At 74.9% G+C, this 13,158-nt stretch carries 15 protein-coding genes; 6 read left to right on the plus strand and 9 right to left on the minus strand.

The window, feature by feature from the left end; all coding sequences use genetic code 11:
* Positions 1-17: 17 nt before the first annotated feature.
* Positions 18-1,394 (minus strand): glutamyl-tRNA reductase, encoded by a 1,377-nt coding sequence (locus ACDF64_RS05545; protein ID WP_394553941.1) that lies wholly within the window; start codon positions 1,392-1,394, stop codon positions 18-20.
* Between the two features lie 81 nt (positions 1,395-1,475).
* A complete protein-coding gene (locus tag ACDF64_RS05550) occupies positions 1,476-2,201 on the minus strand; it encodes a hypothetical protein (RefSeq protein ID WP_394553942.1) in 726 nt (241 codons plus the stop codon).
* Between the two features lie 194 nt (positions 2,202-2,395).
* On the opposite strand from ACDF64_RS05550, the gene hemE reads away from it, so the two are divergent.
* From hemE to ACDF64_RS05580, 6 genes are all read left to right on the plus strand, one after another.
* On the plus strand, positions 2,396-3,556 hold the full coding sequence (hemE, locus tag ACDF64_RS05555; RefSeq protein WP_394553945.1) for a uroporphyrinogen decarboxylase: 1,161 nt from the start codon (positions 2,396-2,398) through the stop codon (positions 3,554-3,556).
* The gene (hemG, locus tag ACDF64_RS05560) at positions 3,553-5,154 is read left to right on the plus strand and encodes a protoporphyrinogen oxidase (protein WP_394553947.1); all 1,602 of its coding nucleotides are present in this window, start codon (positions 3,553-3,555) and stop codon (positions 5,152-5,154) included. The genes hemE and hemG overlap by 4 nt, the downstream gene beginning before the upstream one ends.
* A 101-nt stretch (positions 5,155-5,255) precedes the next feature.
* A complete protein-coding gene (locus tag ACDF64_RS05565) occupies positions 5,256-5,681 on the plus strand; it encodes a hypothetical protein (protein ID WP_394553948.1) in 426 nt (141 codons plus the stop codon).
* Positions 5,682-5,698: 17 nt separating this feature from the next.
* Positions 5,699-6,103: a phage holin family protein gene (locus tag ACDF64_RS05570; RefSeq protein WP_394553949.1), complete on the plus strand. Its 405-nt coding sequence runs from the start codon at positions 5,699-5,701 to the stop codon at positions 6,101-6,103.
* Positions 6,090-6,407 carry a DUF3618 domain-containing protein gene (locus ACDF64_RS05575; protein ID WP_394553951.1) on the plus strand — a complete coding sequence of 106 codons (318 nt, stop codon included), beginning with the start codon at positions 6,090-6,092 and terminating at the stop codon, positions 6,405-6,407. Before ACDF64_RS05570 ends, ACDF64_RS05575 begins: the two co-directional genes overlap by 14 nt.
* A gap of 17 nt (positions 6,408-6,424) precedes the next feature.
* On the plus strand, positions 6,425-7,108 hold the full coding sequence (locus ACDF64_RS05580) for a GntR family transcriptional regulator (protein WP_394553953.1): 684 nt from the start codon (positions 6,425-6,427) through the stop codon (positions 7,106-7,108).
* A gap of 51 nt (positions 7,109-7,159) precedes the next feature.
* Here the strand turns inward: ACDF64_RS05580 and ACDF64_RS05585 are convergent, their stop codons facing one another.
* The 7 genes from ACDF64_RS05585 to idi are packed head-to-tail and all read right to left on the minus strand — an operon-like array spanning position 7,160 to position 13,126.
* Positions 7,160-8,053 carry a prenyltransferase gene (locus ACDF64_RS05585; protein WP_394553955.1) on the minus strand — a complete coding sequence of 298 codons (894 nt, stop codon included), beginning with the start codon at positions 8,051-8,053 and terminating at the stop codon, positions 7,160-7,162.
* Positions 8,053-8,391, minus strand: a complete 339-nt coding sequence (locus ACDF64_RS05590) for a lycopene cyclase domain-containing protein (RefSeq protein WP_394553957.1) — start codon at positions 8,389-8,391, stop codon at positions 8,053-8,055. The genes ACDF64_RS05585 and ACDF64_RS05590 overlap by 1 nt, the downstream gene beginning before the upstream one ends.
* A complete protein-coding gene (locus ACDF64_RS05595) occupies positions 8,388-8,816 on the minus strand; it encodes a lycopene cyclase domain-containing protein (RefSeq protein WP_394553959.1) in 429 nt (142 codons plus the stop codon). Before ACDF64_RS05595 ends, ACDF64_RS05590 begins: the two co-directional genes overlap by 4 nt.
* Positions 8,813-10,375, minus strand: a complete 1,563-nt coding sequence (gene crtI, locus ACDF64_RS05600) for a phytoene desaturase family protein (protein ID WP_394553961.1) — start codon at positions 10,373-10,375, stop codon at positions 8,813-8,815. The genes ACDF64_RS05595 and crtI overlap by 4 nt, the downstream gene beginning before the upstream one ends.
* Positions 10,372-11,415: a phytoene/squalene synthase family protein gene (locus tag ACDF64_RS05605; protein ID WP_394553963.1), complete on the minus strand. Its 1,044-nt coding sequence runs from the start codon at positions 11,413-11,415 to the stop codon at positions 10,372-10,374. The genes crtI and ACDF64_RS05605 overlap by 4 nt, the downstream gene beginning before the upstream one ends.
* A complete protein-coding gene (locus ACDF64_RS05610; RefSeq protein ID WP_394553965.1) occupies positions 11,412-12,527 on the minus strand; it encodes a polyprenyl synthetase family protein in 1,116 nt (371 codons plus the stop codon). The genes ACDF64_RS05605 and ACDF64_RS05610 overlap by 4 nt, the downstream gene beginning before the upstream one ends.
* The gene (gene idi / locus ACDF64_RS05615; protein WP_394553966.1) at positions 12,524-13,126 is read right to left on the minus strand and encodes an isopentenyl-diphosphate Delta-isomerase; all 603 of its coding nucleotides are present in this window, start codon (positions 13,124-13,126) and stop codon (positions 12,524-12,526) included. Before idi ends, ACDF64_RS05610 begins: the two co-directional genes overlap by 4 nt.
* Positions 13,127-13,158 lie beyond the last annotated feature (32 nt).

Consider the following 13,158-nt stretch of genomic DNA (forward strand, 5'->3'; position numbering starts at 1 on the left):
CTCCGACCGTACCGCGGTCAGCCCGCGACGGCCTCGTCGGCCGAGTCGGTTCCGTGCTCGGTCTCGACGCCGGAGATCCCGGTCGCCGTCGGCGCCTCCGCGGCGCGGACGCCGAACATCGCCTCGACCGCGTCGATGAACGAGCGGTGCTCGCCCGCGCGCGCGTACTCGCGCGAGCGCACCATCGGCGTGTGCAGGAGGCGGCCGGCCATGTGGCGCAGCGCCTCCTCGACCCGGCCGTCCGCGTCGCCGCGCATGCGGGCGCGCTCGATCTCGGCGTCGAGCAGGTCGAACACGTGCGAGCGGAGTGCGACGACGGTCGGCGCGAGATCGAGCTCCTCGCCCACGGCGCCGAAGTTGCGGGCGGCGCGGCTGACGATCTCCCGGGCGGCGTCGGTCGAGCCGAACTCCTCGATCGGTGCGTGGATCTTGATCGTCTCGAGGTCGAGCAGTTCGACGCCGTCGATGCCGGTCACGTCGGGGTCCACGTTCCGGGGCAGCCCGAGGTCGACGATGAGTTGCCGACGTTCGGCGAGGCCGCCCGCGACCCCGGCGCCGATCGTCGGCAGCGCGTCGCGTCGGGCGAGCTGGTCGCGACCCTTGTCGAGGATCGCCCGGTCGAGCACGTGCTCCTCGACGGTCGTGCACGTGAGGATCACGTCGGCCTCAGCCGCGGCGAGGGCGTAGCCGCCGTCGGGGACGGCGGTGAGGTCGTGCGAGTGCGCGAACTTCGTCGCGCGGCCGGACGGCGAGTGGACCGAGACATCCGTCGCCCCGCGTGCGCGGAGCGCGGCGAGCGAGGCGCCCGCGTAGCGACCGGTGCCGACGAGCAGGATCTTCGCCTGCGCCCAGTCGGTGACGCGGCTCTCGGCGAGGTCGAGCGCGAGGCGCACGAGCGACCGGCCCTCGCCGCCGATGCCCGTGGCGTTCTTGACCTTGCGCGAGGTCTGCGATGCGCGCTGGAAGAGGCGCTCGAGCTCGCGCGTCGTGGTGCCCTCGGTGCGGGCGCGCTCGAGCGAGCGCCGGACCTGGCCCGCGATCTCGCCCTCGCCGACCACGACCGATTCGAGTCCGGACGCGACCGCGAACAGGTGCACCGCGACGGCCGTGCCGTGTGCGAAGCCGAACGTCGAGCGGAGCTCGTCCGGTTCGAGGCCCGCGACCTCGCCGACCGCGCGGATCGCGTCGTGCACGGCGGGGACGGGCGAGTCGCCGTCGGCCTGGTCGAGGTCGAGGTACGCCTCGAAGCGGTTGCAGGTCGCGACGACCACCGCGCCGGCGACCGAGTCGTGCCCGGCGACGATGCGCCGCCCCGCGTCGTCCGCGGTCGCCGAAAGACGCTCGAGCATGTCGAACCCGGCGTTCTTGTGACTCGCGGTGAGGCAGATGAGCACGCGTCGATTCTACCGACGACCGCGGGGCGGTCCGTCCCGGCCGTCACGGAGCCGCGGGTCCGTGCCCGCCCCGAGCCGCGGCTAGCGGCGGCCGGACAGTTCGGCGAGCATCTCGGGCGTGATGATCGGCAGCGGCGACGTCAGCGGCGGGAGCTCGAGGCCCTCGGTCGCGAGCACGGAGCGGTGGACCGCCTTCCAGCTGCGAACCGTCGTGTAGAACGCCTCGTCGGGCAGCGCGTAGCGCGTGATCCGGTCGCCGGCGAGCATGAGCGGCACCTCGACGCTCGAGCCGTCGCGCCGCACGCGGAACACGGCGAGCGGGACGCTCGCGGTGCCGACGACCACACGGTCGCATCGGATGCTCCGGATCTCGCGCCACGCGAAGCCCGCGCTGCGCCGCGGCGTGCGCGCGCCCGACCAGAGCGAGACGCCCTCGCCGTCGACGCGGACGGAGTATCGGCTCGCGAGGCGCGGACGACGTCCGCCGTCGAGCTCGGCGAGGGCGGCGACGAGCGGTCGCGTTCGGATGCCGGTGTTGGCGGCGCCGCCGAGGCTCGAGACGAGCCGTCGCGATCGCACGCGGGCACGCGCACGCGCGCCGATGCGGCGGAGCACGACCCACGCGAGCAGGATCCCGCTCACGCCGAGGAGGGCGATGCCGACCGTCGCCGCGGGCACGCCGGGGAGCAGCGCGATGGCGTGCTCGATGGAGGGGCCGCCGCCGATGAGGACCGCGACGAGGAGCACGGCGGCGATGGACAGGACGACGACGAGCGCGGTGCGGTGCCGTCGGGGATGATCGGGCACGATGGCCTCTCCGGGGAGCGGAGGTGGGCACGGATCGGACGGTGGTCCGTCCCGTGTCCGTCATGCGGGGGACACGACGTGCCCGATGCTAGCGCGCACGGCGGTCGCGGGGAAGGGCCGGGTGTGCGCGCTCCCACGGTCGAGCGTCGGTCGCGCTCCCCGTTCCTCCCAGTCGGGTGCGGGAGAATGTCGGGGTGATCCTTCCCCCGCAGCATCCGCTCTCCGCAGGCCGCACCGCCGACTCCCGCCTGGTCCGCGCGTATCGCGGGGAACGCGCCGACGCGGTGCCCGTGTGGTTCATGCGGCAGGCGGGCCGCTCGCTGCCCGAGTACCGGGAGCTGCGGGTCGGCACGCGCATGCTCGACGCGTGCCTCGACCCGGCGATGGCGGCCGAGATCACGCTGCAGCCGGTCCGCCGACACCGCGTCGACGCGGGCATCTTCTTCAGCGACATCGTCGTGCCGCTCAAGCTCGTCGGCGTCGACGTCGAGATCCAGGCCGGTCGCGGCCCCGTGTTCGGCAGGGCGTTCGCGGATGCCGCGGCCGTCGCCGACCTCACCGCGATCGATCCGGCCTCGCTCGACGCGGCCGCCGCCCCGATCTCCGACGCGGTCGCCCGGACCGTCGCCGAGCTCGACGGCATCGCGCCGGCCGGCGGTGCGGACGCGGCCGCGTCGGCCACGCCCCTCATCGGCTTCGCGGGCGCGCCCTTCACGCTCGCCGCGTACCTCGCCGAGGGCGGTCCGTCGAAGGACCACCTCGCCGCGCGCACCCTGATGCACGCCGACCCGGGCGCGTGGCGCGACCTCATGCACTGGACCGCCGAGCTCACGGGCCGGTTCCTCCGGGCGCAGGTCGTGGCCGGGGCATCCGCCGCGCAGCTCTTCGACTCGTGGGCCGGTGCGCTCTCGCTCGAGGACTACGAGCGGCACGTCGCGCCCGCGTCGGCGCGTGCGCTCTCGTTCGTCCACGACCTCGCGTACGAGACCGGTGCGACGGATGCCTCGGGCGCGGCGGTCACCCGATCGGTCCCCGTCGTCCACTTCGGCGTCGGGACGGGCGAGCTGCTCGGCGCGATGCGCGGCGTCGGCGCCGACGCCGTGGGCGTCGACTACCGCGTGCCGCTCGACGTCGCGGCCGAGCGCGTGGGCGCGGGCGTCCCGCTCCAGGGCAACCTCGACCCCGCGCTGCTGGCCGCGCCGTGGCCCGTCCTCGAGCAGGCCGTGCTCGACGTGCTGCGCCGCGGCCGCTCCGCGCCCGGCCATGTCTTCAACCTCGGTCACGGCGTGCCGCCGCAGACCGACCCGGCGGTGCTGACGCGCGTCGTCGAGCTCGTGCACGAGGCGAGCGCGTGACCGCGCCCCGGGAGGGCGCCGGGTTCCCCGACGGGGCCGGGTTCCCCGACGGCACCGGCTTCCCCGACGGAACCGGGCTCCCCGACGGCACCGACGCCCTGGAGGCACCCGCGGCAGGGGACGCCGAGGCGCCCGACCGCCGCCGCACCGACGTGGTCGTCGTCGGGGGCGGCGTCGCCGGGCTCGTCGCCGCGCTGGAGTGCGCGCGCATCGGCCTGCGGGTCATCCTGCTCGAGCGCTCGGAGCAGCTCGGCGGCTGCGTCGGCCGCATCGAACTCGACGGCCTGTCGCTCGACTCGGGCGCCGAGTCGTTCGCGACCCGCAACGGCTCGGTCGCGGAGCTCGTCGAGCGGCTGGGCCTGGCCGACGCGGTCGTGTCGCCCAACCCGGCGGGCGCCTGGCTCGTGTGGGGCGACGGCGAGCGCCGCTCGGCCGCGCCGCTGCCGCGGACCGGCATGCTCGGCATCCCCGCGAACCCGCTCGGCGAGGACGTCCGCGCGATCATCGGCTGGCGCGGCGCGATCCGCGCGTACCGGGACCGGCTCCAGCCGATCCTGCGGATCGGCCGCGCGCGGAACCTCGGCGAGCTCGTCGAGACCCGGATGGGTCGTGCCGTGCTCGACCGGCTCGTGACGCCGATCGCGTCGGGCGTGTACTCGGCCGATCCGATGGACCTCGACCTCGACGTCGTCGCGCCGGGCCTCAACGAGGCGATGACCAGGGCGGGCTCGCTCTCGGGCGGCGTCGGCGAGCTGGTCGAGACGCGACGCGCGGGCAGCGCGGTGCTCGGAATCCGCGGCGGGATGCACCGGCTCGTCGACGCGCTCGCCGCCGAGCTCGATCGCCTCGGCGGCGCGGTCGTCGTCGGCGCGGACGTCCGTGCACTCGCGCGGACCGGCGCCGGGGACGCGTCGGGCTGGCGCGTCGAGGCATCCGGTGCCGAGCGCGACCTCGTGGTCGACGCGCGCTACGCGATCCTGGCCGCACCGGCCCAGGCGTCGCGCGCGCTGCTGGGCGAGGCGGTCGAGGGCTGGGCGGACGCCTCGGACTGGCCGGCCGCGGCATCCGTGGAACTCGTGACCCTCGTGCTCGACGCGCCCGCGCTGGACGCCGCACCGAGGGGCACGGGCGTGCTCGTCGCGGCGGGGACGCCGGGCGTGACCGCGAAGGCCCTCACCCATTCGTCGGCCAAGTGGCCCTGGGTCGCCGAGGACGCGGGCGGACGGCACGTGGTCCGCCTCTCCTACGGCCGGGCCGGGTCGACCAACCCGCTCGACGGCCGCACCGATGAGCAGGTCGCCGCGCTCGCGCTCGCCGACGCCTCCTCGCTCCTCGGCGTATCGCTCGACGCGTCGATGCTCCGCGCGTCGGGGCGCACGCCCTGGCGCGACGCGCTCTCGCACGCCGCGATCGGCCAGCGCGAGCGCGTTCGCGAACTCGAGGAGTCGCTCGCGGCCGAGCCGGGCATCGAGGCGACGGGGTCGTGGCTGTCGGGCACGGGGCTCGCATCGGTCGTGCCGCACGCCCGCGAGACGGCGGCCAGGATCCGCAAGCTCGCGGTCGCCGAGCGGGTCGTCGCGCCGCGCGCCGACGCATAGCCGGAGCGGAATATTCCGTCGCGCTACCCCCTTGCGCGGCCTGACGCGGGGTCTACGCTGGAAAGGGTGCCGCGGGTGGCAGCGGCCGGGATGGGGTGGACATGAAGGGCAAGATCCTGTTCGTCGTCGGACTCGGGGTCGGCTACGTGCTGGGCACCCGTGCGGGCCGCGAGCGCTACGAGCAGATCCGGCGCGCGGCGCAGTCGGTCTGGAACCAGCCGACCGTCCAGCGTGGCGTCGAGTCCGCCAAGGGCTACGCGAAGTCGAGGGTCGGGGACGTCTCGGGCTCGGTCCTCGACTCGGTGAAGGAGTACATCGTCAACGCGGCCAAGTCGGCGCCGAAGGCGAAATCGACCGTCCGCTCCGCCGCCGACACCGCCAAGGCCGGTGTCGACCGGGCCGCCGACGCGGTCGAGGACGCGATCGACGAGGCCGTCGAAGCCGCCGAGCAGGTCGAGGCGTCCGGCGCCACCGCCGCGACGAAGCCGAGGCCCCCCAGGGCCGCGAAGCCCGCGACGGATTCCTGACGCGGAGGTGACTCGCCATGGCCGAACCCACTGAGGACGAGCGTTCCCTGTTCACGTTGATCGGCGAGCTCCCCGACCGCGTCTCGACGCTGGTCCGCGCGGAGATCGACCAGATCAAGGCCGAACTCGGCTACAAGGCGAAGCACTTCGGCATCGGCGCCGCGCTGTTCGTCGCCGCGGCCTTCGTCGCGATCTTCCTGCTCGGCACGATCATCGCGACCGTCATCATCGCGCTCTCGCTCGTGATGCCGCTGTGGGCCGCGGCCCTCACCGTGTGCGGCGTGCTGACGCTGATCATCGCGGTCCTGATCGCCATCGGGCTGGCGAGCTTCCGGCGCGGCAGCGAGCCGCTCGAGTCGATCGAGAGCCTGAAGCGCGACCTCGACGTCGTGAAGGGAACGGGCGAATATGAGCATCACTGACCTCACGCCCGGCGGCTCCAAGTCCAGCAGGCGCGACGCGGCCGCACGCGAACGCAACCTCACGCGGCTCCAGGCCCGGCTGAACGTGGAGCAGGCCCGGGGCGACTTCGCCGCGACGCTGAACGCGCTCGAGGACCGGCTCAACGTCCCCAAGCGGGTCGCGCGAGCGACCGACCGCGCCGAGGCCCGCGTGCGGCGGTTCGCGAAGGAGCACCCGATCGCCGCCGGCGCCGTCGCGGTCGGGGCGGTCGCCGCGATCGGCGGCCTGGTCTGGCTCGCCGTGCGCAACGCGTCGAAGTCCTGACCCGCCGACCCGCCCGCATGCCCGAGTCCGAGTCCGGCGACCTCGGCGCGACCGCCGTGACCCGCGTCGCCGAGGCGCTCCGCGCCGAGATCCTGAGCGGCGTGCTCGGCGCCGGCACGCCGCTGCGCGAGGAGGCGACGGCCGCGCGGTTCGGTGCGTCGCGGCACACCGTCCGGGCCGCGTTCCAGCGGCTCGCGGCCGACCGGCTCGCGGTCGCCGAGCCCTACCGCGGGGTCAGGGTCGCGAGGTTCGGGCGCGACGAGGCCGTCGCGCTGCAGCAGTACCGTGCCGCGCTCGAGTGCGAGGCGGTCCGCATCACGGCGGAGCGGTACGGCGGCGCGTGGCCCGCCGAGGTGCTCGCGCCCGCGCGTGCGGCGCTCGCCGAGCTCGAACGGCTGGCGAGGTCGGGCGACGAAGCCGACCCAGAGGCCTGGCTCGAGGCCGAGCGGCGGCACGCCGAGCTGCATCGCGCCCTGGTCGGGGCATCCGGCAGCGCGCGCATCGTGGAGGCGCACGCCGCGCTCGGCGAGGAGCTCCTGCTGTTCCTCCTCCACGTGCGACCGCACTACCCGCTCGGCGAGCTCGCGCGCGAGCACCGAGAACTGCTCGACGACGTGCAGTCGCGCGGGCCCGACGCGATGCGCGAGCACCTCGAGCACTCCACGGCCCTCCTGCTCGGCGACCTCGCGGACCGCGAGTGACCGGCCGGCACGAGGCCGTGACGCGCGGTCGCGAGCTCGCGACCGCGAGCGTCACGCCGTGAGCGCGGCGTAGCCGATGAGCAGCAGCGTCACGATGAACCCGACCGCGTAGTTGATGCCGAGGAACCGGCGCCAGCCCGCGTTCGCATCGCCCGAATCCGCATCCGACACGTTGCGGTACGGCCACGCGGTGATCACGTAGGGCAGCACGAGGACCGCCGCGACCGGCCCCGGCCGATCGGTCAGCAGCATCAGTCCGCCGGCGACCAGCCACATGGCGATCGCGAACCGGACCGTCCGGCGCGCACCGAGCACGGTCGCGATCGACGCGATCCCGCCCTCGCGATCGGGCACGACGTCCTGCACCGCGCCGAAGGCGTGGCTCGCGACGCCCCAGGCGAAGAACGCGGCGAGCAGCGCCGCGAGCTGCGGCGTGACGGATGCCCCCGCGAGCGCGAGCCCGTACACCGCGGGCGAGACGAAGTGGGTGCTCGAGGTCGCGCTGTCGAGGAACGGCACCTCCTTGAACCGCAGCCCGGGGACCGAGTAGGCGGCGACCGCGAACAGGCTGACCGCGAGCACGAGCCACGAAACCGGGCCGCCGAGGAGGACCAGGGCGACGACGAACGGGACGGCGAACCCGACCGCGGCGACGAGGATCGCCCGGTGGCGCGCGGGGGCCAGGAGCGCGCCCTCGACCCCGCCCTTGCGCGGGTTCCGCGCGTCGGACGCGTAGTCGAACACGTCGTTGATGCCGTACATCGCGAGGTTGTAGGGGATGAGGAAGAACAGGGTCCCGATGACGAAGGCCGCGTCGACCTCCCGGGTCGTGAGCAGGTACGCGGCGGCGAAGGGGAACGCCGTGTTGATCCAGCTCAGCGGGCGCGACGCGACGAACAGGTCGCGGACGAGCCCGCCGCGACGCCGGCCGACCACCGAGGCCATCACCGCTCGGCCCGCCCTCGGGCCGCGGCGCCCGCCGCCCGCGCCGTGCGCGAGCCGAGCAGGTTCCACAGCGCGCTCATGAGGAGCAGCACGCCGAGCGGGTACGCGAAGTCCTCGATCGGCGCGAGGCCCACCACGAGGCCCGTCGTCGTGCCGTCGGCGTACGTGAACAGGCCGGCCGCGATCATCACGGTGTCGAACACGGCGGTGAGCGCGACGAGCGCGCCCGCCGCGATCGCGAGTGCGGCCGCATGCCCGCGCGGTGCGCGACGCCAGGCGAACGCGGCGACGCCGGTCGCGACGGCGACGAACACGGCGCAGAGTGCGAGGTAGGTCACGACGCACCCCCGCGCACCGGGGCATCCGGCGCCGACGGCGCCCGCGGGGCATCCGCGACGGCCGGGGCATCCGGGGCCGAAGTCGCCGCGCCGCCGCCGCGAACCGCGCCGCGCCTCGCCGCCACGATCCGCAGCGCGCCCGTGTAGGCCACCATCGCGACGAGGCAGAGGAAGGCGAGGAACACCGGCTCCTCGAGCGGGAACTCGGGCGCGAGGAGGATCCCGGTCGAGATCGGGTTGTCGCCGCGGAGGAAGATGCCGAGCGCGATGCCCGCCGCGTCCCACGCGAGCAGGAAGACCCACCCGACCAGGAACACGACCGTCGCGCGCGCGGGCGCCGCCCAGAAGAACAGCCGGAACCTGCGGTCGATCAGGAGCATCCCGACGATCGACGCCAGGAGCGCAGCGAGGTACACGACGCTCATGCCGCCGCCCGCGCGCCTCTGGGCTCGGGCAGCGGACCCGGCCGGCGTTCGCCGCGGACCGCCTTGGCGACGAGTTCCGCGCTGATCAGGCACATCGGCAGGCCGATCCCCGGCACGGTCGACGCGCCCGCGTAGAACAGGCCGTCGACATCGCGCGACGCCGTCCGGCCGCGCAGGAACGCGCTCTGCCGCAGCACGTGGGCGGGCCCGAGCGCCGACCCGCGGTCGGCATGGAACCACTCGGCGAAGTCGGCCGGGCCGATCGTGCGGCGCACCACGACGCGTTCGGCCAGGTCGGGCACGCCCGCCCACGCGGCGATCTGCGCGATCGCCCGGTCGGCGGTCGCTTCGACCTCGGGATCGCCGGCACCGTCGATCCCGCCGGAACCGATGGCGGGGTCGGCAGGCACCGGCACGAGCACGAAGAGGTTCTCGTGCCCGTCCGGCGCGACCGTGGGGTCGGTCGCGCTCGGCATGCACGCGTACAGCGACGCCGGGTCGGGGATGCCGCGGTCCGGGCCGAGCACGCGCCGGAAGTTCTCCTCCCAGTCCTCCGTGAAGAACAGCGTGTGGTGCCGCAGTTCCGGAAGGCGGCCGCGGACGCCGAGCAGCGCGAGCACGGCGCTCGGGCCGGGGTCGCTCCGCGCCCACGACCGGTCGCTGCGCGAACGCAGGTCCGGCGGCAGCAGGTCGACGTCGGCGTGCCGCCCGTCGACCGCCGCGACCACGACCTCGGCCTCGAGGAACCGCGTGCCCGAGGCATCCGCGACCTCCACGCCGGCCGCGTGGCCGCGCTCGGCGACGATCCGGGTCGCGCGGGTCGATGCCAGGAGTTCGGCGCCCGCGTCGACCGCGAGGCGGGCGATCGCGTCGATCAGCTCGCCGAACCCGCCCATGGGGTACCGGACTCCGTCGAGCAGGTCGTACCGGCTCATGAGGTGGTACATGCTCGGGGCCCGCGACGGCGAGGTGCCGAGGAACACGGCCGGATAGCCGAGCACCTGGCGCAGGCGACGGTCCGCGAATCGGCGGCCCACGAACCGGTCGAGCGATTCGAACAGGAGCGGGCCGAGCCGGCCGGCGCGACGCAGCATCGGGGCGGACGCGAAGGCCCGCGGCGTCGTGAAGTCGGTGTACAGGAAGTGCTCGACCGCGAGCGTCGCGGTCTCGTCGGCCGAGTCGAGGTACGCGTCGAGTGCGGCGCCGGCCCCGGGCTCGATCGCCTCGAACGCCGCCGTCGCGTGCTCGCGGCCGCTGCGGAGGTCGAGCGGCGCCGGCTCGGCCTCGAAGTACACGCGGTACGCGGGGTCGAGCCGCACGAGGTCGAGCGCCTGTTCGGCCGTGGTCCCGAAGAGGCGGAAGAAGTGCTCGAACACCTCGGGCATGAGGTACCAGCTCGGCCCGGTGTCGAAGCGGAACCCGCCGGCCTCCCAGCGACCGGCGCGTCCGCCGAACTGCGGGCCGGCTTCGACGAGCGTCACCTCGTGCCCGTCCCGCGCGAGCAGCGCGGCCGATGCGAGGCCCGCGATCCCGCCGCCGATGACGACCGCGCGGCTCATGCGAGGGCCTTCCGCGCGTCGACGGGGGAGGGGGTGTCGGCGTTCGCGTGCTCGTGCTCCTCGGCGCTCGCGGGCTCGACGGCGTCTCCGTGCTCGTCGGTGCCCGCGTGCTCGTGGACGTCCGCCGGCCCGCCGGCGCCCGCCGGCTCGCCGCCAGCTCGCCCGGCAGCCCGCGGAACCACGCCCGCATAGGCCCCGGCGAGGAGGACGAGCTTGCGCGGCGTGGACACCCGGATCCGGGTCGTGAGCAGCTCCTCGGCCGGCGTGCGCCGCAGCTTCGCCGACAGCGCGCCGAACAGCGCGGCGGCGGCCGCGACCGCACGTCGCGAGCTCGACGGGAGCTCGGGGATGACCCGCACGGCGATCGCCAGGTCGTGGTCGATGTCGTCGAGCACGCGGTGCTTGGCCTCCTCGTCGAAGCCGTCGGCCGGGACGTCCGGGAGGTAGCTGCGCCCGAGCGCCTGCACGTCCTCGGCGAGGTCGCGCAGGAAGTTGACCTTCTGGAACGCGGCCCCGAGGTGCCGCGCGCCGTCCTCGCAGCGGCGGTCGCGCTCGGGATCCTCGGGCAGGCCGAGCAGGAACGCCCGCAGGCACATGAGCCCGACGACCTCGGCGGAGCCGTGCACGTACTCGTCGAGCTCCGCCCGGTCGGCGAAGCGCACGGGGTCGAGGTCCCGCCGCATCGACGCGAAGAACGGTCGCGTGAGCTCGGGGCCGAAGCCCGTCGCGCGCGCGGTCGTCGCGAACGCGTGCACGACGAGGTTGGCGCTGTAGCCGGTGGCCATCGCGCGCTCGGTCTCGGCCTCGAGTCCGTCGAGCACCGCCCGACGCTGGGCGACGTCGAGGCCGGCCTGCGCGGCCGGGCCGTCGACGACCTCGTCGGCGATGCGCACGAGCGCGTAGACCGCGGCGACGTGCGTGCGCACGGGCGCGGAGCAGAGCCGGCTCGCGAGCCCGAACGACGTCGAGTACGCGGCGATCACCTGGGCGCTGCCGCGCTCGGCCGTGCGGTCGTAGAGCGCGAGTCCGGTCGTGGTCATCGCGACCTCCCCGAGCAGGCGCGGACGGTCGCCGCGAGCTGGGCCCGGAGGCCCGGGGGCAGGTCGGATCCGTCGAGTTCCGCGATGGCGAGGCGCGCGTGGAGGTCGATGATCTCCTCGACCCGGGTGAGCGCGCCGCTCGCGCGGATCGCGCCGCGCAGTGCGGTCGCCTCCTCCTCGTCGAGGTGCGCGTCGCCGAACGCGCGCCCGGCGTCGGTCCACGACCCGTGCTCGCGCGCGAACGCGATGAGCAGGGTTTCCTTCCCCTCGCGCAGGTCGCCCGCGGCGCTCTTGCCCGTGACGGCCTCGTCGCCGAAGACGCCGAGCACGTCGTCGCGGAGTTGGAACACGAGCCCCAGGTGCTCGCCGATCCGGCCGAGGGCGGCGATCGGCGCGTCGGCCGCGCCGCCGAGGATCGCGCCGGCCTGCAGGGGCGCGCTGAACGAGTAGGCCGCGGTCTTGTCGGCCAGCATGGCGAGGATGGCCCGCCGGTCGGCGCCGAGCCCGATCGCCAGCCGGACGTCGTCGTGCTCGCCGGCCGCCGTGCGGAAGATGCACTCGTCGAGGAGGTCCAGGAGTGCCGCGCCTTCCCCGGCGGAGACGGGCGCTCGTGCGACGAGGCCGTGGGCCGCGTTGATGAGCAGGTCGCCGGCGAGGATCGCGGAGGCGTCGCCGTATCCGTACGCCCGCGATTCGCCGGCGCCCTGCGCGACGGCGTCGGCGGCGAGCCGGCCGGCGAGGTTCGGTACCCCGCGTCTGGTCCGGTCGCCGTCGATCACGTCGTCGTGCATGAGGAACGCCGTGTGCAGCAGCTCGAACGCGGCGGCGACGCGGACGGCGCCGGCGGGGTTCGGCGCGCCCCACGCGCGGTGGCTGCGGAGCACGAGCTCGGGGCGGATCCGCTTGCCGCCGGATGCCTCGTCGCGGGCGGCCTCCCACAGGCGCCGGTACGCCGTGCCGTGCCGGGAGGCGCGTTCGACGCGTTCGTCGAGCAGGTCGCGGAGCACGCGGTCCGTCGCCTCGAGGTCGAGTGCGAGCGCCGCCTCGGACTCGGGGTCGGCGCCGAAGCCGGCGCGCACGTCGATCGGCGCCGTGCCGAGTGCGAGGGTCATGACGCCATCGCCTCGGGCTCGGCCGTTCCGCCGAGGAACGGCAGGAGGCGGGCCTGGAGCACGAACCACGGCGAGAACGCCCACGGCGCGGAGCGCACCGCGGTCGAGAGTTCGGCCGGGTCGACCCACGCGAGGTCCATCACCTCGCCGGGGTGCGGCTCGGGCTGCGACGTGGTCCTGGCCGTGTAGACGGGGCACAGTTCGTTCTCGACGATGCCCGAGGCATCCGTCGCGCGGTAGTGGAAGTACGGCAGGACGGGTTGGATGTCCCGCAACTCGAGCCCGAGCTCGAACTCGCCGCGCCGGCGGATCGCGTGCAGCAGGGTCTCGGCGGGCGCCGGGTGGCCGCAGAAGGAGTTCGACCAGACGCCGGGCCACGCCTGCTTCGCGAGCGCGCGACGGGTGACGAGGATCCGACCTCCTTCGTCGAACACGTGGCACGAGAACGCCAGGTGACGCGCGGTGTCGGCGCCGTGCACGCTCGACTTGGGCGCGGTGCCGATCGGTCGGTCGTCGGCATCGAGGAGCACGACATGCTCGGCATCGGCCGCGACGGCAGTCAGTTCGGGGCCGGGTCGCCCGCTCGGGATGAGATCCATCATCGCCTCCCCAAGGAAGAAATACTTCGAGT

This window comes from Agromyces sp. MMS24-JH15 (assembly GCF_043518605.1).
Taxonomy (GTDB): Bacteria; Actinomycetota; Actinomycetes; order Actinomycetales; family Microbacteriaceae; genus Agromyces.

Bases quoted from the DNA above. Each gene is read 5' to 3' on its own strand.
- ACDF64_RS05575 (WP_394553951.1), top strand. From the start codon at position 6,090: ATGAGCATCACTGACCTCACGCCCGGCGGCTCCAAGTCCAGCAGGCGC.
- ACDF64_RS05565 (WP_394553948.1), top strand. From the start codon at position 5,256: ATGAAGGGCAAGATCCTGTTCGTCGTCGGACTCGGGGTCGGCTACGTG.
- idi (WP_394553966.1), bottom strand. From the start codon at position 13,126: ATGGATCTCATCCCGAGCGGGCGACCCGGCCCCGAACTGACTGCCGTC.
- ACDF64_RS05610 (WP_394553965.1), bottom strand. From the start codon at position 12,527: ATGACCCTCGCACTCGGCACGGCGCCGATCGACGTGCGCGCCGGCTTC.
- ACDF64_RS05595 (WP_394553959.1), bottom strand. From the start codon at position 8,816: ATGAGCGTCGTGTACCTCGCTGCGCTCCTGGCGTCGATCGTCGGGATG.
- ACDF64_RS05585 (WP_394553955.1), bottom strand. From the start codon at position 8,053: ATGGCCTCGGTGGTCGGCCGGCGTCGCGGCGGGCTCGTCCGCGACCTG.
- ACDF64_RS05605 (WP_394553963.1), bottom strand. From the start codon at position 11,415: ATGACCACGACCGGACTCGCGCTCTACGACCGCACGGCCGAGCGCGGC.
- crtI (WP_394553961.1), bottom strand. From the start codon at position 10,375: ATGAGCCGCGCGGTCGTCATCGGCGGCGGGATCGCGGGCCTCGCATCG.
- ACDF64_RS05580 (WP_394553953.1), top strand. From the start codon at position 6,425: ATGCCCGAGTCCGAGTCCGGCGACCTCGGCGCGACCGCCGTGACCCGC.
- ACDF64_RS05570 (WP_394553949.1), top strand. From the start codon at position 5,699: ATGGCCGAACCCACTGAGGACGAGCGTTCCCTGTTCACGTTGATCGGC.